This window comes from Pseudomonas sp. RGM 3321 (genome assembly GCF_022836805.1).
GTDB lineage: Bacteria > Pseudomonadota > Gammaproteobacteria > Pseudomonadales > Pseudomonadaceae > Aquipseudomonas.
The window spans coordinates 157615-175378 of the sequence record NZ_JALHBH010000114.1 but is presented as its reverse complement, the minus strand read 5'-3'; the positions used below and the strand labels follow the sequence as shown (position 1 = coordinate 175378).

Genomic DNA, 17764 nt, shown 5'->3' with positions numbered 1-17764 from the left:
TCGTATTCCGATTGTGTCGTTAGTCAGAGATTCTGCGAGCTGACCACCATGGCCTGGGCGATATTCGCTTTCTGCTCTTGGGTGAAACCGTCCCAGATATTGGTCTTGGCGTAGTAACCCAGGCCAGCCAGGCAGTAAAGGCTGAGGGTCAGAACGATGGCGATTGAAACAAAGGTCCAGCGGCCTTCGTCATCGTTTTCCCGTGTGAAGCTGCGGGAATAGTTGTCATCGGCACTGCGGAAGAAGAGCGCGGACGATAGGCGCTTGAGCAATTGGAACAAATGAACGACGACGATACGCAGCATGGGAAATCACCTCAAAGGTTAAAAGAAACGGGTCGTCCGCGATACCGTTCACCGGCATCGGGGTACAAAAGCTGAAAACGAAAAAAGCCCGTCTATGACGGGCTTTCTTTTTATGATTCTGGTCAGGGGCAGGGGATCGTGCATTCACACAAGTCGCGTTGGACACTGCGCAGGCCTGACGTTATTGCAACATTTTAAAACAAATGATTTGTGTGATCTACCCGGACACTGCCGTTGTCAGACAACTGGTCGTGCTTGGAGGTGCGGCAAAACGTCGCTCCGGGCTGCGCCGGAGCTTCGGAGGACGCCGTCCTTTTGGTCAAGTCTTGTAATACTTATACAAAGTGCGAAACAGTTGTGTGTATTGTACGATCAACGCCCGTATTGATTTTCAGGACCGTATGAATACCCTCCAGGAGCCTCCGAGTTGCCTTCCCTTCACCGCTGATGGCTGGCCAGTGATACCCCTTTCACCAGGCAGGCCGTTTGATTCGAACGCCGGTTTACCCTCTCTCTCGTATTGCAATGGCTCCGACATGCCTGTGCATGGTCGCAAGGTACCGTTGCGCATGGCAATTCATTGCTGTGCGTGGCCAGCTGTGGCCGACGATGAGTTTTCCCGCCATTTTTCTCGTGAGGCTGCATAACTACCATGGAATGGATCGCTGACCCCACTGCATGGCTTGGCCTGCTGACCCTCATCGTGCTGGAACTGGTGCTGGGTATCGATAACCTGGTGTTTATTGCCATTCTGGCGGACAAACTGCCCCCCGAACAACGCGACAAGGCGCGCGTCATCGGCCTGTCGCTGGCACTGATCATGCGCCTGGGCCTGCTGGCGAGCATCTCCTGGATGGTGACGCTGACCGAGCCGTTGTTCGAGATCTTCGACAAGACGTTCTCCGGTCGTGACCTGATCATGCTGTTTGGTGGTGTGTTCCTGTTGTTCAAGGCCACCATGGAACTGCACGAACGGCTGGAAGGCCATGTTGCCCAGCGCGCCGGTAACGCAGGCTATGCGTTGTTCTGGCCCATCGTTGCGCAGATTGTGGTACTCGACGCGGTGTTCTCGCTGGACGCCGTAATCACGGCCGTCGGCATGGTTGAGCACCTGTCGGTGATGATGATTGCTGTGATCTTCTCCATCGGCCTGATGATGATTGCCAGCAAGCCGCTGACCAAATTCGTCAACAGCCGCCCGACAGTGATCATGCTGTGTCTGGGCTTCCTGATGATGATTGGTTTCAGCCTGACCGCCGAGGGCCTGGGTTTCCATATTCCCAAGGGCTATCTGTACGCGGCCATCGGTTTCTCGATCCTCATCGAAGTGTTCAACCAGATCGCTCGCAAGCGCAGCAAGAAGTCTGCCCATGGCCACCTGCCGCGTCGTGAACGGGCTGCCCATGCGGTGATGCGCCTGCTGGGCGGTCGCAAGCTGGAGTCTGGCGATGTCGATGAGGAAATCACCGACATGCTGGAAGGCGAAAGCAGCGAGCCGGTGTTTGACCGTCGTGAGCGGGTGATGATCAGCGGCGTACTGCAACTGGCAGAGCGTCCGATTCGCACGGTGATGACGCCGAGGGCCGAAATCGACTACATCGACTTGAAAGACGATGCCGAGAAAATCCGTCTGAAACTGATGCACTCGTCCTACTCGCGTCTGCCGTTGATTGGCGAGCGAGGCATCGATGAGCCGCTGGGCTTCGTGCACAAGAAAGAGCTGTTCAAGGAGTTGTTGTCCGGCAACGAGCCCGATTTGAAGCTGATGTCGCGCAAGGCAATCAACCTGCTGGAAAGCTTCAGCATCCTCAATGCCCTGGAACAGATGCGCAAGGAGTCGACGCACATCGCCTTTGTGGTCAACGAATTCGGTGATTTCATCGGCGTGTTGAGCATGACCGACATTCTGGAGTCCATCGCCGGCCAGCTGCCGGACGCCAGCGAAGTGGAAGGCCCGGACATCGTCAAGCAGGGCGAGGACTTCGTGGTATCGGGTGCCTTGAACCTGAGCCTGATTCGCGAACGCACCGGCTTCCAGGCCAAGGCCACCGAGGATTATCAGACCCTCGCCGGACTGGTCATGAGCCTGCTGGATCGCCTGCCGTCCACCGGCGATAGCCTGGACTGGCAGGGCTGGAACCTTCAGGTTGTCGGCGTGGAAGAGCGCCGGGTGACTCGGGTGTTGTTACACAAACAGCCTGAGGTCGGGGCTGGCAAATAAGCACGGAGCTGTAGTAAAAAAAACGGGGCCTTCTCATGTGAGCAGGCCCCGTTTTCATGTGTACGTCGCGCTTATTTTCGACGCGGACGCGACACCACAGATTCGATATTCTTGCGGCCGATCAGCTTGGGCTGCGCAGGCTCTTTGGCCATCGGCGCATCAGCCAGCCACTTGAACATCACCAGACAATCCACCAGCCCCAATCGGGCGTGACGATAAGCCTTGGGCAAACGCCCGACCGTCTCGAAACCCAGCTTGGCCCACAGCGCAACAGCTACTTCATTGCTCGCGACCACTGAATTGAACTGCATCGCCAAAAACCCGCTGTCGCGCGCCAGTTGCTGCGAGTGCTCGCACATCAACCGCGCCACACCACGACCCCGCGCCGCATCCGTCACCATATAGCCGCAATTGCAGACATGATTCCCCGGACCTGCCGCATTGGCCTTCAAGTAGTAACTGCCTAACAGCTGGCCGTCTTCCTCGGCAATCAGCGTGTGCAGCGGCAGCTCCATCCACAGACTGCGGGCTTGCTCCTGAGTCAGGGCAGGGTCGTAGGCGTAGGTTTCCTGAGCGATGACGACAGCCTGAAAGGTGGGCCAGAAGCGTTCGAAGTCTTCCGGGGTCATGGGGCGGATCTGGATCATGGTGGGGCCTTGGTGGGTATGGCTTGAATTCCGGCGTGTACGTTAGCTTGGGTGTGCTACCACTTCCAGGCTTTTTCAGTGAACTCGGCGGTGGGCTGATGACCGCTGAAGCCATTGAGGACGCCTCTGCGGCGTTCAAGAAGGCGTTGATCAAGCGAGCCCTCAATGCCGAGCTCGGCCATCACCTGGGCTATCCGCCGGGCGCGCAGCGCCCAGAGGATGAAACCAACCAGCGTAATGGCAAAAGCGGCAAGACGGTTCTGACCGGAGAGGGTCCGATTCGGCTGGATATTCCCCGGGACCGGGACGGCAGTTTCTCGCCCATTCTGATTCCCAAGCATGAGCGCCGTTACACCGGCTTTGACGACAAGATCATCGCCATGTACGCCCGCGGGATGACAGCCAGAGAAATCCGCGCGTTCCTTTCCGAGCAGTACGGCACGGACGTTTCGCCAGACTTCATCAGCTCTGTAACCGATGAGGTCATGGCAGAGATAGGTGCTTGGCAATAGCGGCCTCTGGATGCGTTTGAAGCCGGACCTTGGAGAAAGCAATATCCAACGGTAGTGGGTGCTTGGCGGCGGGCTTGGGATCGCGTGATTCCATTTTTCGTTTTCCCGCCCGCGATCCGAAAAGTGATCTACACCACCAACGCCATCGAGAGCATCAACTTTCAGCTACGAAAGATCATCAACACTCGTGGCCACTTCCCGCCCGACGATGCGGCAACCAAACTGATCTGGCTTGGACTGCGTAATATCACTGCAAACTGGGGCTCAGCTGCGCATGACTGGAAGAGTGCAATGAATCAATTCGCGATCCTGTACTGAGATCGATTTATCAGGCCAACCTGGTAAAAAACACGGCCTGCCTTACGGCAGACCGTTACCGGCCCGCATACAAAAAATCTGACAGTCCCATAACCTCTCTTTTCAATCTCGCCACTTCTTTCCAAACCAGTCTTATCACTCCGGACACCCCCGTCCTCAATCATCCGAACCCCTATCCGCAATACCCACCCGCCAATAATCTAAACTACCCAGCGGCACCCGCTCGCTCTTCGGGCCGGAGGAAGTTATCAGCATTATCCTTATCGTTCTGCACGTCTGCCACTACTCATCGTCGATACGTAATGAAGACTTTTATTCGCGCGAACCGTATAAGGACATGACTTGAATGACAATGACTCCATCGGATGGATCAGTTTCCCTTGACGTTAACAACCTGTTCAGAAAACCGAAAGTCTGTTTTGACTGGGAGGACTTGCATTACTTTGTAATGTTTTCCGCCATCCGTTCCTTGAGCGGCGCTGCCAGGGTGCTGGGTGTGGAGCACGCTACTGTTTCGCGGCGTATCGCTTCGCTGGAAAAATCCCTGAATGTAAAGCTTGTCGATCGTCGCAAGCGCTTGTACGAGTTGACTGATGAAGGGCGGCGTCTGGCGGCTATCGGGCGGCAGATCGAGGCGCAGACCCAGGCCATTGGCCGCCTCGCTGTTGCTGCGCAGGTGGTGCAGGGTGTGGAAGTGACCATCAGCGCGCCGCCGTCGGTGGCGGTTGAGAAGCTGGTGCCGCAACTGGGGGCGTTTCGTGCCATGCACCCCGGCATTGTGCTGCGCTTGTTGGGGGACCATCAGTATTCGTCGTTATCCAGTTGCCAGTCTGACTTGTGCATACGGTTTTCCAGACCGGTTGAAAGTGGCATCGTCGCACGACGGATCGGGACCGCCTCATTTTCATTTTATTGCGCACGTTTTTATCTGGAGGAGCGGCACCCGGAGCACTATGAGTTTATTGCCTACGACAATGAACTGATGAGCGACAGTCAGAACGGTTGGCTCAGAAATATTGTCGGTGAACGCCCCTTCGTGCTGGAAGCCAAAACAGTAGAACTGCAAATTCGTGCTGCGGAAACCGGTGTGGGCATTGCCTTGCTTCCAAGTTTTGCGGTAGGGGCGAACTCTCGTCTGTGCCGGGTAGAGCTGTCGGCACCGCTGGAGGTTGATGTCTGGCTGGGCGTGCATGAAGACTTGCGTGCGGTGGCTTCAATTCAGGCTGCGATGAATTATGTAGAAAGCTGTTATCGCTAGTCGGGCCAGTGACAGAAATCGTTATTTCGGCGGACACATAAGGTGACAGTGAAAAAATTCACATCCCCTGATTAAATATCGACAATTTACAACGCGGTCGATTTTGACGAGGATCAATGTCGAGTTAAGAAGTTAATGATTCGAAACTCCGAGACGTTCAGGTGTCGGCTCGGCAATGTTTGCAGGTGCGGCGCTGTTGGATAACGACAAGAATAAAAGCAGTGGCAAGATCATCTCAAGCACCCTGTTTACACCCTAAGGACAGCCGGAGATTCTCATGGCCGACATAAAGATTCTCGACGTCACATTGCGTGACGGTGGTTATCGAAACAACTTCAACTTCACGGAAGACCAGGCTCGGGCTATTACTTCAGGCCTGGCGGATGCAGGCGTCGACCTCTGTGAAATTGGTTACTGCAAGGGATCATTTGCGCCAAAGGGCGAGCACGGGCTGACCAGTGATGTAGGTGCACGCTTTATTGAGAACATTGCGCAGGCCGCCGACGGACGTATTGAGCTGGCGGTTATGGTTCACCCTAAAAACATCACGGGAGATGACTTCGCCATGCTCAAGGAGCAGGGTGTTTCGATGATCCGTGTCTGCATGCGCCGCGATCAACTGGATGAAGGGCTGGCGACCTTGTCACTGGCCCGTGATCACGGCTTCAGTGTCAGCGCCAATGTGACGCATGTGACATCGCAGACGCCGGGAGCGGTACTCGACACGGCCGTTCGTGCGGAGGGTGCCGGTGCGGACATCATCTGTTGTGCGGATTCCAACGGTCATATGCTGCCGGCCGATGTGCACCGACTGTTCAGTCGTCTCGCAAGCCGGTTGCTGGTGCCGCTGGGGTTTCACGCCCATAACAATCTGTCGCTGGCGCTGGCGAATGCATCGGCGGCTATCGAGGCCGGTGCTGAATACATCGACACGTCCATCTGTGGCATGGGTAAAGGCGCCGGGAATCTTCACTTGAGCATGCTGGTGGCTTATCTGGAGCGTATTGGCGTCAGTCACGGTTTTGACCTGGTCAAGGTGATCGAATTGTCCGGTGTCACGGCCAGCTCGATACCGCATAACAATATGCCCAGTCCGCTGATGGATATCATTCTGGGCACTTACAACTTCCCCTACGATGTCAGTCAGCGGGTGCGAGATACGCTTGAACGGTTTCAGTTGACCTCCGAGTACCGAGCGATCGAGGTCATGCATCAACAGGACAAAGTGGCGCGTCTTGCTCCGCGAGCGGTGTTGTCGAATATCTTCAGCGACCTGTCGAAAAGCGTAAAAGGATTTGCGCTATGACCGCTCACATATCCCGCAAGCGTATATGCATTCTGCCCAGCGACGGTATCGGCATTGAGGTCATGGAGGCGGCGCTTCCGGTGATTGCAGCATTGAACCTGCCGTTTGATCTGATACCGGCGGATATCGGCTGGGAATGCTGGAAGCGCGAGGGTGAAACGGTTCCTGCTCAGACCTGGGAAGTCATGGCCAGCTGTGACGCAACGTTGCTGGGGGCAATAACCAGCAAGCCGCTGGCAGAGGCGGAAGCAGAGCTGCCCTTGGCACTTCAGGGCCGGAACCGCCGCTATGTCAGCCCGGTCATTCAGCTCAGGCAGAACCTGGACCTTTACGCCAATGTACGCCCGGTTACCGACATGACCGGTGAAGACAGATTTCGCTTTGTCGTGATCAGAGAAAACACCGAAGGTCTTTATGCCGGGCTGGACTTCGGGCATGTCCCGGATGCGCTGGTGCCCTTGCTTGAAGAGCGCGAAGCACTTGGCGCGCCGTGGCAGCGAGCAGGGCAGGAGGATGCGACCGTCACGTTGCGCCTGCAGACGCGAAGTGGTTTGACTCGTATTTTTGAATACGCATTCGATTACGCGCGCAAGAACACCTTCACCCGGGTCACGTTTGTCGACAAGCCGATGGTGCTGCGGCACAGCAGTGCGTTTGCACGGGATATTTTCGAAGAGATCGCACAGCGTTATCCGGACATAACCGGTGTCATCGAAAATGTCGATGCGGTTGCCTTGTGGATGGTGCAACGGCCCGAACGCTTTGGGGTGATTGTTGCCGAGAACATGTTCGGCGACATCCTTTCCGATCTGGGCGCTGGCGTAATGGGTGGCCTTGGTTTTGCGCCCAGCGGCAACTTTGGTAATTCAGGTGCTTACTTCGAACCTGTACATGGCAGTGCGCCTGCTCATGCAGGGTTGAACAAGGCCAACCCCAGCGCAATGTTCATGGCCATTGCACTGATGCTGGAACATCTGGGATACCCGACCCAGGCGGCATGTATTACCCGCGCCGTCAGCCTGGTTTCACAATCTGGCGTACGCAGTTACGACCTTGGCGGTTCCCACACCACAGGCCAGGTGGGCGATGCGATTGTCCAGCAGTGCATCGAGTTGCGGGCCAGCTTTGTCGAGTACCGCACCGGGCAGGCCTCAGTTCAGGGAGAACGTTATGTCAGCGCACTTTGAAACGGTGGCAATTACGCAAACTGTGCTGGACGCATGTGAACATCTGGATACCGCTTCACTGTCTGACGCACTGGACAGTCTCGGGATCAACGGAGGGCTGCCGGGTATTGTTTCGCAAGTGCCGGGCACTCGTTGTGTCGGTGTTGCGTTCACCGTGCAGTACGAAGCTGTCGATACGCCAACGGCATTCAAGGGGGCTGCCAACTACATCGATCAGGTGCCTTGCGGCGCGGTGATTGTTTCTTCCAACGCCGGGCGTCACGACTGCACGGTATGGGGCGATATCATGACTCACTTCGCCTTGGCCAACGGCATCAAAGGCACTGTTATCGATGGCGTGGCACGTGATATCGATACCGTTATCAGGTGCAACTATCCATTGTTCAGTCGTGGCCGTTTCATGCAGTCAGCCAAGAACCGCGCGCAACTCAAGGCGGTACAAGTGCCTGTGGTCATTGATGGCGTTACTGTCCGGCCCGGTGACCTTCTGGTCTGTGATGGCAGCGGCTGCGTGGTGATTCCACAGCAACTGGCCGCCGAGGTTGTACGCCGTGCCCAGGCGGTCGAGCAGACTGAGCGCAGGATTATCGAAGCCATATCTGCGGGCTCGACACTGGAGAATGCCCGCAGCACCTATCGTTACGACCAACCCTGGCTGACTGACACTGAAAAAGTCAGCGTGGGAGAGCGGCCATGAATCAGACTTCCCGATTGGCTGCACACGCAAATGTGCCAGAACCTCACACTCGACACAGCGCATTCGAGTCTCCCGACATTGATGTCGCTGCCTTCAAGAAAGCCATGCGCCGCCTGACGTCGACCGTCACCCTTGTGGCAACCGAACATGAGGGCACGCCTTACGGTATGGCAGCCACTGCCGTCAGTTCGGTATGCAGTGACCCGCCGTCCATTCTGGTGTGCATCAATCACAGCGCCAGCGTTTACCTGCCTTTGCTTGAGCGGGGAAAGTTCTCGGTCAACCTTTTGCAGACCGGGCAGGCGCAACTGGTCAGTGTGTTTGGCGGAGCGGTCAACGGGCCTGCGCGGTTTGAAAGCGGAGATTGGCAGCAGGACCAGGGAGTGCCGTATCTGCGCACCGCCCAGGCGACGCTTTTCTGCTCGGTGGCCCAACGAATGACCTGCGGCACTCACGAGATCATTATCGGGCTGGTCGAGAAAACAGCAGTGGCCGAGGTGATTTCACCGCTGCTCTGGCAAGACGGTAAACCGGCGGCTTCAACGCCGCTTCTGGTTTGACTACTTGTTCTTATACTTCTTTTTATAAATGGAACTGATTATGAAAATGGAATTGTTCGACGCTCAATCCGTCACCGATGACAAGGCGGTGTATCTGATCAATGTTGTGCAGGTCAATGAAGGTGCCCAGGATCTGGCTATCGAGATTCTTGAAGAAACGGTCAGTTATGTCGCACGGACTTACAGTGCGTTCAAATGGAGCCGGTTGATGAAGAGCACGGATGGCAAGACCGTCATCAATCAGGCGCAATGGAGTGATCGCAGTCAGTTCGAGTCGCTTTTTACCGACAAAGAGTTTCTGTCGCGATACTCCCGGCTAAAGGAAACCGGTACCTGGGAATACCACCTCTATAACGTGGCCGAGTACATCACCCCTGAAATTGCACTACAAAAAGCGGGTTGATCCACTAACTGCAGAGGAGGGCGGCGTATACGTCGCCTTCGTTTGACATTCACCCGGCTTTTCACAGGTATCAGCTATGGTCACGATCAATACAGCACTGACTTCTCTTCTTGGAATTGAACATCCTCTGATTCTGGCACCGATGGGCGGGGCGTCCGGAGGGCGTCTGGCAGCTGCGGTTTCCCGGGCCGGTGGCCTTGGTCTGGTGGGTGCCAGTTACGGCGACCCGCAATGGATGGCGCGTGAACTGGAGATGATGCAGGACGTGCAGCAACCATGGGGTGTGGGCCTGGTGATGTTTACCGTGGCGAAACAGTTCGAATTGCTTGAGTTGGCTCTCGAGTACCGTCCGGCAGTGGTTGCGTTGTCGTTTGGTGATGTACGTCCTTTCGTCCGGCCCATTCAACAGGCCAATGCCAAAGTCATCGTTCAGGTGCATGACGTCGACCAGGCGCTTTATGCACTGGACGCCGGTGCCGATGCGTTGATCGTGCAAGGCGCCGAGGCGGGTGGTCACAGTTTGCGACGCTCGTCATTGCCGCTGTTTCCGGCAGTTCGCGACGCGGTGGGTGAGGATGTTGTGCTTATCGGTGCTGGCGGGATTGCCGATGGGCGTGGAATGGCCGCTGCGCTTGCGCTCGGCATGGATGGCGTGATGATGGGAACGCGCTTTCTGGCTTCACAGGAGGCACTGCCTTCCGAACGGGTAAAACAGCGCCTGTTGCAGGCTGTCGCGAGCGATACGGTGCGAACCCGGATCTTCGATGAGGTACGCGGCATCGACTGGCCGCAGGGCTACAGCGGACGAGTGATCGGCAATGACTTTTCCGATAGCTGGGTGGGTGAAGAGCATGCTTTCGCTGCGTCGGCCGGTCAACTGCGCCTGGACTATGAAGCTGCGCTGGAGGCCGATGATGTGAGTATCAGGGCCATCTGGGCTGGCGAGGTGGCGGACCTGATCAAGGAGGTGCTGCCCGCACAGCTCATTATCGAGTCAACCCTGCGCGGCTATGCCGCCAGTGTTGAACGTCTGCGCACGACCCGCTGACCCGTCAGGATGGATCAACGACCGGACCCGCTCGAAACAGCGGGTCTTGTCATTTTTGCAGGAGCAAAAGCCATGAGTCATTGCATCACCTGCCAGACCTTCGGTGTCGGGCAATCAAGCGTATTCATTCTTTCACCGGTGATGCCGGTCTGGGACGCGGGTGGCTTCGCCAAGCCGCTGATCGAGCATTTCACTGCGGCGGGTTATCAGGTTACGGTTTTTGATTCCCTGTCCCTGCCGGTCAAGGCGGGTGAAGACTTTGACGGGTTTACCCAGCGCTGGGTCAGCGCGCTAGAGCCTTGGGGTGTGCCGGATGTACTCGTCGGCGTGGCCTTGGGTGGTGCGTTGGTACAGGCGTTGGCAGGCACTTCATTACTGCGTTCGACACCTGCGTTGTTGCTGCTTTCTTCCCCCGCCAAAGCCGATGCGCTGCTGGATTCCAGGCTGGGAGGTATGGCGGATCTGGCAGAACAAGGGCATGTCGAGCAAGCCAAACGCCTGCTGGACGATCTGGTATTGCCTGAAGGCAAGAAGCACGAGCACTCGCCTGTCAGCGAGAATGACGCAACGCTTTCAACCCAGGGACAGCGTCTGACCCTGGGGTTCCGGCTATTGAGCGGTCTGGATGTCAGCGAGTACCTGCTCGATTACAAAGGGCGTGTACTGAGCGTGTTTGGCGGGAAGTCCCAATTGGTGGGGGCGGGTCATGTGCTGCGTATCAAAGGCCACAAACAACGCTCACTGTGTGTGCCTGATGGCGGGATGCGTCCGCTGGCGGATGATCTGGACCGGGTGCTGGAGAGCATTGACACATTTCTGATCGCCAGTGCGGAGTGTGCGCTATGAGTCAGATCGAGGCACCAGGCTTCATTGATGTGCATTACCATGCCAATCCTGATGCGTTTATTCGCCGTCATGGCGCGATAGAGGCGGGCAGGCGCTACGCCGCGGTGCAGGGCCGGGTCGTATTGAAAAATCACCTGGGGTGCACGGCGGCCCAGGCATGGGAAGCACGCAATCAGGGTTTTCCGGTCAGCGGTTCAGTGGTTCTGAACGAGATCGCTGGCGGCATCGACTACCGCGTGGTCGAGCGCAGTCTCTGTTTGCGCGGCGATGAACCTGGACGTTTCATTGTCCACTTGCCAACCGTCACCGGCAGAACGCATACCAGCACGCTGGCCCGTAACCTGAGCCATCCGCTGTTGCGCGAAAAGCCCATCAAGCCTTCCAGAGTGACAGCGCAGAACGGACGCCTTACGCCGCAGACGCTGGATATTCTCAAAATGGCCCGTGATTATCCGCTGGTCATCTCGACAGGGCATGCCGACGCCGATGAAGTCAGGATGCTGATCGAGGAGTCACTGCGCATCGGTGTGCCAAGGCTGATGCTCAATCAGCCTGCCAACCCGTTGACCGGTCTGAAAGCAGCCGAGCTTGCGGTGATTGGCAGTGAACCCTCGGTCTACATCGAACAGACGGCGCTGACCTACTTGTTGGGCTATCAGGACCGGCAGGATTTCACCAAGGTGTTGAGTCATGTTCCCAATGTGGTCTACAGCTCGGACCTTGGGCAGACCAGTCAGATCGACGTGCACGAGTGGCTGTCGATGAGCGGGCAGTGGTTCGACGCGTTCGGTTTGAGTTGCGAGCGCCGCGCCGAGATGACTCTTTTGAATCCACAACGCATGTTGGCCATTTAAACCGTTCGGATAGGACTCCCTGGCTAACTACGCCAGGGAGTCCTCATCATCAGGCTACTTCGGCGGCTACTCTCGGAGTGGTTGTCTCGACAGTGATTGCTTCGCGCAGGCCCGCCTGTTCCATCAATGGCAGTGTTTCTCTGACGAAATCCTTTATGCCTTCGTGGTAATCCAGCCATGTCAGTGCGATGCCATCGATCCCCCAGTCAGAGTATTTCTTGAACAGTTCCACGATCTGCTCCGGAGTGCCTACCAGCGGCACGCCTGCAAATCCTGCCTTGAAATGAAAGCGAAAACGGACCGCGTCTTCCGGAGTGAAAATACCGGTCTGAATGCCCAGTTCGCGGGTGATGATATCGCAGCCCTCATCGTCACCCAGCTTGTTGGCGTAATGGTCCAGGTATTCGTCCGCTTTTTCTTGCGTGTCCTTCTGCACCACATAGCCGTAACACCATATTTTTATATCGCGGCCGAACTCTTGCCTCGCCAGGTCCTTGTAGGATGCAATCTGCTGACGCACGGCATCTTCACCGTCCAGGTGTTTGACGATCAGGAAGGCCGCATCACAGTGCTCGGCACAAAACCGTTTACCGCGCGGCGACCCGCCGGCATTGATCAGATAAGGGTTGTTGAGGGGTTGGGGCTGCGAGATAGCAGCGCAGATGTTGAAATACTCACCTTTGAAGTCGAACGGATTTTTCTGCTCCCAGGCATTTTTTGCAATGTGCAGCCACTCTTCCGCGTAATCGTAGCGTTTGTCGTGTTCCATCATCTCGCCGTTGAACATGCGCATTTCCGCGCCGTACCAGCCGCACAGAATGTTCAGCCCGAAGCGCCCGCTGCTGATGTGATCGATGGTCACCGCCTGCTTGGCTGCGAACAGCGGGTGAACCGTGGGCAGGTGCGATGTGGTGAACACGGCAATCTGGTTGGTCAGGGCGGCAATACCGGCAGCCCAGGTGTAGGTTTCGAAACAGACACCGCCGGTGTTGTTGGTGCCGCCAAAACCTTTCCAGCGGCCTACCGGTATGAAGGCTTCAAACCCCGCATCGTCGGCCACCCGGGCGATCTCCAGATTACCTGCCCAATCGTCTCCGCGAAGGCGTTCCGGCGCATTGGTGACGGTGCAGCCGCCCTCGGTATTGGTGGAGAAAACACCCAGCTGTATCTTGTTGCGGCTGCTGCGCATAGGGTTAGGTTTTATCGGATAAGCTTTTTCAGTGCGCATGATGACCTCCCAGGTCGGTTTTATGTCGTTCTTCCCTGCTAGATCCTTTGCCGACAGTGGCCGTGCAGGCGAAATACTCGCTCAGGCATGCTCACTGCGTCGGGTCGGGAAATACGGCAGCACATACTCTTCCAGCTCCTGTAACACTTCCGTGGCCGGACGTCTCAGTGGTTTCAGGTTCAGCGCAACATGCGAAACACCCTGTTCCCGTTGACGCTGCCACAGCTCGATGAGGGCGTTGCGCCCGGTACTGATGCCACGGCCGACTTTCATGGGCGCGTCCTTGTTGTCCTCCAGATCAAAGAACGTCGCATAACCGTAGGGCTTGAACCGTTTCTGCTCATTGGCATCGCGCCAATGATTGATCACGTCGGGCAAGGTATTGAAGCCACTCTGATGCCATATCCAGCCGTCCATATGGTTGGCCAGCCATTTGATGTCCTGCTGACAGCGACCGATGGCGATCATAGGCAGTTGCCCGAAAAAAGGTTTTGGCAGTAGGTCCAGCGTGCCATTGAGTTTCCCGTAGTGGCGCGATGTGAAAGCCGGAAAAGAGTGCTCGGTCACCGCGTGCAGCATCTCGACACCCTCTCTGAAGCGCTCTGCGCGTGTGTCGAAATTCTCGCCGAATGCAGGGTATTCGCTGGGCCGGTCGCCCGTCGACAACCCCAGCAGGAAGCGTCCCTCCAGCAACACATCCACGCTGCAAGCCTGTTTGGCGACCATCAGCGGATTGCGCAGCGTCATTACGATGCCGGCTGTACCGATGCAGATTTGCGTGGTCACCGCAGCAAGCAGTGCTGCATACACAAAAGGGTCGAATATCTGCCCAGCGTCGCCAAAACCCGGGTCGAGAAGCGGTACGTCTCTCAGCCAGAGTGCTGCAAAACCGGCTTTGTCGGCCTGTTTTGCGAGGGCAATGTGATTTTTCATGGTCGGCGCTGCCGCGTCGGGATAGCCTTCCAGCGGCGCAATCAGGCCGAAGGTGAGATGGCCCGGTGCGAACACCTTTGCAAAGGCAGGATGCCGCTGTGTGCTGGTCATTTCATGTGGACTCACTTGGCCTCTCCCGCCAGATCAAGCGTGTCGGATGGTTCGAGTGGCGGTTCGTCATGAGCGCGCACGCGACCGAGCAGGACAAAGACTGCCACTGCCGTCAGCACGGTAGCGGCGCTGAGAATGAATAGCAGATTGCGGAACGCGGTGGCGTACTGTTGGTGCAGCAGCTCTGCCTGGCCGGGCAGAAGACCGATCGCATTCTGCAGGTCGCCCAATGCGGCGCGGTTGGCAGCTTCTGTCACAACATCAGGCGCGACACCCGTCAGGGCGTCGAACAGGCCCCACTGAATGAACGTGGCGAGCAGTGCGCCTGCGAACGCAATGGCTATGCCGTCGGCAGAAACGCGCACGGCATTGAAGATGCCGGTAGCCATACCGGCGCGTTCCTTTTCAACCACACTGATCGCCATGCCATCCATCAGCCCCCAGGGCAGACCGATGCCGATGCCGATCAAGGCCATCGGCAGCAAGGCGGTTTTGATTGCTCCGCTGTCCAGCGCCAGCGCGAGCCACAGCAGGCCGACAGCCACCAGCAGCAGACCGATACCGGACAGCAGCCCTGAGGTAAAACGACGTGCCAGTTGCGCGGCAAGCATCGGTACGATCAGCAGGGGCGCGGCCAGTGCGGTCATCATCTGCCCGGTTTCCAGCGCGCTGAGTCCGTCGATGCCAATGAAGCGTGCTGGCAACATGATGATCAGCACGACAAAGAAAAATGCCGGACTGGCGGCAAGAATCTGCACGCCAACAAAGCGCGCGCTCTTGAATAACGACAGATCGAGCATGGGTCTGGCCACGCGCCGTTCCACTGCAATGAATATCCAGAACAGCAACAGTGAACCGAAAATGCCGCCCATGACCAGTGGATGGGTCCAGCCGTCTTCAGGGGCGAGCAGGATTGCGTAGGTGAACAGCGTCAGTGCCGCGGTAAAGCTGATAGCGCCCGGCCAATCCATGCCGGTGGCATTGGGGTCTCTGGATTCTGTAGCGCTGGAAAGCACCAGAAAGAATCCCGCCACCCCAATAAGAGCCGTTGCGTGAAACGACCATTTCCAGCCAGCCGAGTCCACCAGAGAGCCCGCCGCGAGAGGGCCGAAAGCCAGGCCTATCCCGAACGTCGTACCGAGCAGGCTGAACACTCGGGTGCGGTCAGCGCCATGGAAGGTCTGGGCAAGCGATGACATTGCGCCAGCGAACGCTGCTGCACCGCCCAGCCCCTGAATCAGGCGAAGTACATCAATCTGCACGACGGATGAGGCCATCGGAATGGCAAAGGTGGACAGCACGAATATCGCCAGTCCGATCAGCCATACGCGTTTCCTGCCGTAGATATCCGTCAGGCTGCCAGCGGCCATCATGGCGCTGCCGTAAGTCAGGATGTAAGCGTTGATAACCCATGTCAGCTCGACGGCTGATCCGCCCAGCGCCTTGTTTATCGAGGGCAGAACCACGGCAGGGCCAGTGAAGCACAACGGAATCAGGATGCCTGTCAGGCAGGCGGCAAACAATTGTCCCCAGCGTCTGGTAGCAGACGATGCGTGAATCTGGCTTGCTGAAGTCATGTGCAATTTCCCTGTGAAGCGTGCGCAGTTTTCGGTGCATTGCACGCATTTATCCAAGGGCAGTTGCCCTGTCGGGAGATTAGGGGTTGCGTCTGTAAACAAAAACAGGCTTATGTTCCGAAGGTATAGGACACGGCTGTCCTTAATAGGAGTGGGTATTGGAATCGCTCGGTAGCATTGCGGTGTTTGTTCTGGTCGCGGAAACACGGAGTTTTACCCAGGCTGGAAAGCGGCTGGGTATTTCATCGTCGGGGGTAGGCAAGAGTATCGGCCGTCTGGAAGAGGGCCTGGGTGTCAGGCTTTTTCATCGCAGTACGCGCAGTATTGCCATGACTCTGGAGGGCTCGATATTTCTGGAGCGCTGTCGCCGTATTCTGTCGGAGCTTGAAACGGCGGAAATGGAGTTGAGCAATGCCAGGGACCTGCCCAGAGGCCGGTTGCGCATCAGTCTGCCATTGGTCAGCGGCCTGGTCATGCCGGTCATTATCGAGTTCATGCGCACCTATCCCGATATCGAACTGGACATCGATTTTTCCGACCGCATGGTCGATATCATCGAGGAAGGCTTTGATATCGTCCTGCGCACGGGAGACCCTGGCGACTCGGGCCTTATGTCGAGGCGGATGGGTGGCTTTCAATTGAAAATCGTCGGCGCGCCGGACTATTTTGCCCGGCGCGGGACACCTCAACATCCAGCAGACTTGAGTCGGCACGCCTGTCTGTTGCACAAGTTTCCCTCTTCGGGCAAATTTGAGCACTGGCCGCTACGTCGCGAGGCCGGTGCCGATGATCTCGATTTGCCCCAGGTGATGGTGTGTAACACGACGGAAATTCTTGTTGATGTTGCGCGGGCGGGGTTGGGAATTGCCTGCCTGCCGGACTTCATGATTTCATCGGCCATTCGCAGTGGCGAGTTGGTGCCAATACTGACCGACTACACGTTGCACACCGGAAGTTTCAGGTTGCTCTGGCCATCGAGCAAGCATCTTTCCCTGCGCCTGCGGGTATTCATCGACTTTATGCACGCCCATTTGTTTGCTCCTGCGTCTGTGTAACTGCGCGGACCGAGCATGTAGCACCTGACGAGGAGCATTGGCATGTACACGCTTTTTGGCACAGAGGGTTCGGGGTCCGCAGCCATCGAGATAGCGCTCTGGCGCTGCTCGGTTCCTTTTACCTTGTTCAGGGCCTGCGCGTGGGAGGAGGGGCCAGGCAAGGAAGCATTGCGGCGGGTCAACCCATTGCTGCAGGTGCCCACACTGGTCCTGGCCGATGGCACGGTGCTCACCGAAAGCGCTGCAATTCTGATTCATCTCGGACTTGAGCATCCCGAATCCGGGCTGCTGCCCAGCAAGCCTGCCCTGCGCGCTCAAGCCCTTCGCGCGCTGGTCTACATCGCCGCCAACTGCTACGCCCCGATCGGGATTATCGATTACCCGCAGCGCTGGCTGTCGGGGTCCGACGAAACGCTGGATGCGCTACTCGAAACCGGCACCCGCGTGCGGTTGCATGAAAACTGGGAGACATTCGCGGATCTGTTCGCTAACGCAGGCTTCTGGCGTTGTGATGATCCCGGTGCAGTGGAGATTCTGGCCAGTATCGTGACCAGATGGGGCGGTGCGCGCGAGCATCTGCATACCACCCGGCCTGACTTTCATGCGCTGCTGTTGCAGGTCGACGCTCAGCCGGTGGTCAGCGCGGTGATAAGGCGTCATTGGGGCTTGAGAGGTCTGGAGGCGTGATTAAATTGAAG

General features: G+C 57.1%; 17 protein-coding genes and 1 pseudogene. 13 read left to right on the top strand and 5 right to left on the bottom strand.

What is annotated here, in order from left to right:
• Positions 1 to 23: 23 nt before the first annotated feature.
• Positions 24 to 305 (bottom strand): hypothetical protein, encoded by a 282-nt coding sequence (locus tag RGM3321_RS18140; RefSeq protein ID WP_244394233.1) that lies wholly within the window; start codon positions 303 to 305, stop codon positions 24 to 26.
• A 652-nt stretch (positions 306 to 957) separates the two neighbouring features.
• Between RGM3321_RS18140 and RGM3321_RS18135 the strand changes: the two genes are divergently transcribed.
• Positions 958 to 2526, top strand: coding sequence for a TerC family protein (locus RGM3321_RS18135; protein WP_244394232.1), 1569 nt, complete (start codon positions 958 to 960; stop codon positions 2524 to 2526).
• A 71-nt stretch (positions 2527 to 2597) separates the two neighbouring features.
• Here RGM3321_RS18135 and RGM3321_RS18130 read toward each other — a convergent pair whose 3' ends face one another.
• Entirely contained in the window at positions 2598 to 3173 is a 576-nt protein-coding gene (locus RGM3321_RS18130) for an N-acetyltransferase (RefSeq protein WP_244394230.1), read from the bottom strand.
• A gap of 98 nt (positions 3174 to 3271) precedes the next feature.
• Between RGM3321_RS18130 and RGM3321_RS18125 the strand changes: the two are divergent.
• From RGM3321_RS18125 to RGM3321_RS18080, 10 genes and pseudogenes are all read left to right on the top strand, one after another.
• Positions 3272 to 4003: pseudogene (locus RGM3321_RS18125) on the top strand (transposase).
• A 346-nt stretch (positions 4004 to 4349) separates the two neighbouring features.
• The gene (locus RGM3321_RS18120) at positions 4350 to 5261 is read left to right on the top strand and encodes a LysR family transcriptional regulator (protein WP_244394228.1); all 912 of its coding nucleotides are present in this window, start codon (positions 4350 to 4352) and stop codon (positions 5259 to 5261) included.
• A gap of 277 nt (positions 5262 to 5538) precedes the next feature.
• Positions 5539 to 6567 (top strand): nucleoid-structuring protein H-NS, encoded by a 1029-nt coding sequence (locus RGM3321_RS18115; protein WP_244394227.1) that lies wholly within the window; start codon positions 5539 to 5541, stop codon positions 6565 to 6567.
• Complete coding sequence (locus RGM3321_RS18110; RefSeq protein ID WP_244394226.1) at positions 6564 to 7754, top strand: isocitrate/isopropylmalate family dehydrogenase; 1191 nt, start codon at positions 6564 to 6566, stop codon at positions 7752 to 7754. The genes RGM3321_RS18115 and RGM3321_RS18110 overlap by 4 nt, the downstream gene beginning before the upstream one ends.
• Positions 7738 to 8451: an RraA family protein gene (locus RGM3321_RS18105; protein WP_244394224.1), complete on the top strand. Its 714-nt coding sequence runs from the start codon at positions 7738 to 7740 to the stop codon at positions 8449 to 8451. Before RGM3321_RS18110 ends, RGM3321_RS18105 begins: the two co-directional genes overlap by 17 nt.
• A 77-nt stretch (positions 8452 to 8528) precedes the next feature.
• Positions 8529 to 9011: a flavin reductase family protein gene (locus RGM3321_RS18100; RefSeq protein ID WP_244394255.1), complete on the top strand. Its 483-nt coding sequence runs from the start codon at positions 8529 to 8531 to the stop codon at positions 9009 to 9011.
• A 40-nt stretch (positions 9012 to 9051) separates the two neighbouring features.
• On the top strand, positions 9052 to 9414 hold the full coding sequence (locus RGM3321_RS18095; protein WP_054996303.1) for an antibiotic biosynthesis monooxygenase: 363 nt from the start codon (positions 9052 to 9054) through the stop codon (positions 9412 to 9414).
• Positions 9415 to 9490: 76 nt separating this feature from the next.
• The gene (locus RGM3321_RS18090; protein WP_244394223.1) at positions 9491 to 10462 is read left to right on the top strand and encodes a nitronate monooxygenase; all 972 of its coding nucleotides are present in this window, start codon (positions 9491 to 9493) and stop codon (positions 10460 to 10462) included.
• Positions 10463 to 10534: 72 nt separating this feature from the next.
• The gene (locus RGM3321_RS18085; protein ID WP_244394222.1) at positions 10535 to 11308 is read left to right on the top strand and encodes a hypothetical protein; all 774 of its coding nucleotides are present in this window, start codon (positions 10535 to 10537) and stop codon (positions 11306 to 11308) included.
• Complete coding sequence (locus tag RGM3321_RS18080) at positions 11305 to 12162, top strand: DUF6282 family protein (RefSeq protein ID WP_244394221.1); 858 nt, start codon at positions 11305 to 11307, stop codon at positions 12160 to 12162. Before RGM3321_RS18085 ends, RGM3321_RS18080 begins: the two co-directional genes overlap by 4 nt.
• Positions 12163 to 12211: 49 nt before the next feature.
• Here RGM3321_RS18080 and RGM3321_RS18075 read toward each other — a convergent pair whose 3' ends face one another.
• From RGM3321_RS18075 to RGM3321_RS18065, 3 genes are all read right to left on the bottom strand, one after another.
• Entirely contained in the window at positions 12212 to 13390 is a 1179-nt protein-coding gene (locus tag RGM3321_RS18075; protein WP_244394220.1) for an LLM class flavin-dependent oxidoreductase, read from the bottom strand.
• A gap of 81 nt (positions 13391 to 13471) precedes the next feature.
• Positions 13472 to 14434 carry an LLM class oxidoreductase gene (locus RGM3321_RS18070; protein WP_244394254.1) on the bottom strand — a complete coding sequence of 321 codons (963 nt, stop codon included), beginning with the start codon at positions 14432 to 14434 and terminating at the stop codon, positions 13472 to 13474.
• Positions 14435 to 14445: 11 nt separating this feature from the next.
• On the bottom strand, positions 14446 to 16011 hold the full coding sequence (locus RGM3321_RS18065; protein ID WP_244394219.1) for an MFS transporter: 1566 nt from the start codon (positions 16009 to 16011) through the stop codon (positions 14446 to 14448).
• Positions 16012 to 16169: 158 nt separating this feature from the next.
• Here RGM3321_RS18065 and RGM3321_RS18060 point away from each other — a divergent pair, with 158 nt between their 5' ends.
• Together RGM3321_RS18060 and RGM3321_RS18055 are read left to right on the top strand one after the other, a co-directional pair.
• Entirely contained in the window at positions 16170 to 17066 is an 897-nt protein-coding gene (locus RGM3321_RS18060; RefSeq protein WP_244394217.1) for a LysR family transcriptional regulator, read from the top strand.
• Between the two features lie 42 nt (positions 17067 to 17108).
• Complete coding sequence (locus tag RGM3321_RS18055; RefSeq protein ID WP_244394215.1) at positions 17109 to 17753, top strand: glutathione S-transferase; 645 nt, start codon at positions 17109 to 17111, stop codon at positions 17751 to 17753.
• Positions 17754 to 17764: the final 11 nt, after the last annotated feature.

Excerpts from the sequence above, each read along its gene's own strand:
- RGM3321_RS18140 (WP_244394233.1), bottom strand. The coding sequence starts at position 305 with ATGCTGCGTATCGTCGTCGTTCATTTGTTCCAATTGCTCAAGCGCCTA.
- RGM3321_RS18135 (WP_244394232.1), top strand. The coding sequence starts at position 958 with ATGGAATGGATCGCTGACCCCACTGCATGGCTTGGCCTGCTGACCCTC.
- RGM3321_RS18130 (WP_244394230.1), bottom strand. The coding sequence starts at position 3,173 with ATGATCCAGATCCGCCCCATGACCCCGGAAGACTTCGAACGCTTCTGG.
- RGM3321_RS18120 (WP_244394228.1), top strand. The coding sequence starts at position 4,350 with ATGACAATGACTCCATCGGATGGATCAGTTTCCCTTGACGTTAACAAC.
- RGM3321_RS18115 (WP_244394227.1), top strand. The coding sequence starts at position 5,539 with ATGGCCGACATAAAGATTCTCGACGTCACATTGCGTGACGGTGGTTAT.
- RGM3321_RS18110 (WP_244394226.1), top strand. The coding sequence starts at position 6,564 with ATGACCGCTCACATATCCCGCAAGCGTATATGCATTCTGCCCAGCGAC.
- RGM3321_RS18105 (WP_244394224.1), top strand. The coding sequence starts at position 7,738 with ATGTCAGCGCACTTTGAAACGGTGGCAATTACGCAAACTGTGCTGGAC.
- RGM3321_RS18095 (WP_054996303.1), top strand. The coding sequence starts at position 9,052 with ATGAAAATGGAATTGTTCGACGCTCAATCCGTCACCGATGACAAGGCG.
- RGM3321_RS18090 (WP_244394223.1), top strand. The coding sequence starts at position 9,491 with ATGGTCACGATCAATACAGCACTGACTTCTCTTCTTGGAATTGAACAT.
- RGM3321_RS18085 (WP_244394222.1), top strand. The coding sequence starts at position 10,535 with ATGAGTCATTGCATCACCTGCCAGACCTTCGGTGTCGGGCAATCAAGC.
- RGM3321_RS18080 (WP_244394221.1), top strand. The coding sequence starts at position 11,305 with ATGAGTCAGATCGAGGCACCAGGCTTCATTGATGTGCATTACCATGCC.
- RGM3321_RS18075 (WP_244394220.1), bottom strand. The coding sequence starts at position 13,390 with ATGCGCACTGAAAAAGCTTATCCGATAAAACCTAACCCTATGCGCAGC.
- RGM3321_RS18070 (WP_244394254.1), bottom strand. The coding sequence starts at position 14,434 with ATGACCAGCACACAGCGGCATCCTGCCTTTGCAAAGGTGTTCGCACCG.
- RGM3321_RS18065 (WP_244394219.1), bottom strand. The coding sequence starts at position 16,011 with ATGACTTCAGCAAGCCAGATTCACGCATCGTCTGCTACCAGACGCTGG.
- RGM3321_RS18055 (WP_244394215.1), top strand. The coding sequence starts at position 17,109 with ATGTACACGCTTTTTGGCACAGAGGGTTCGGGGTCCGCAGCCATCGAG.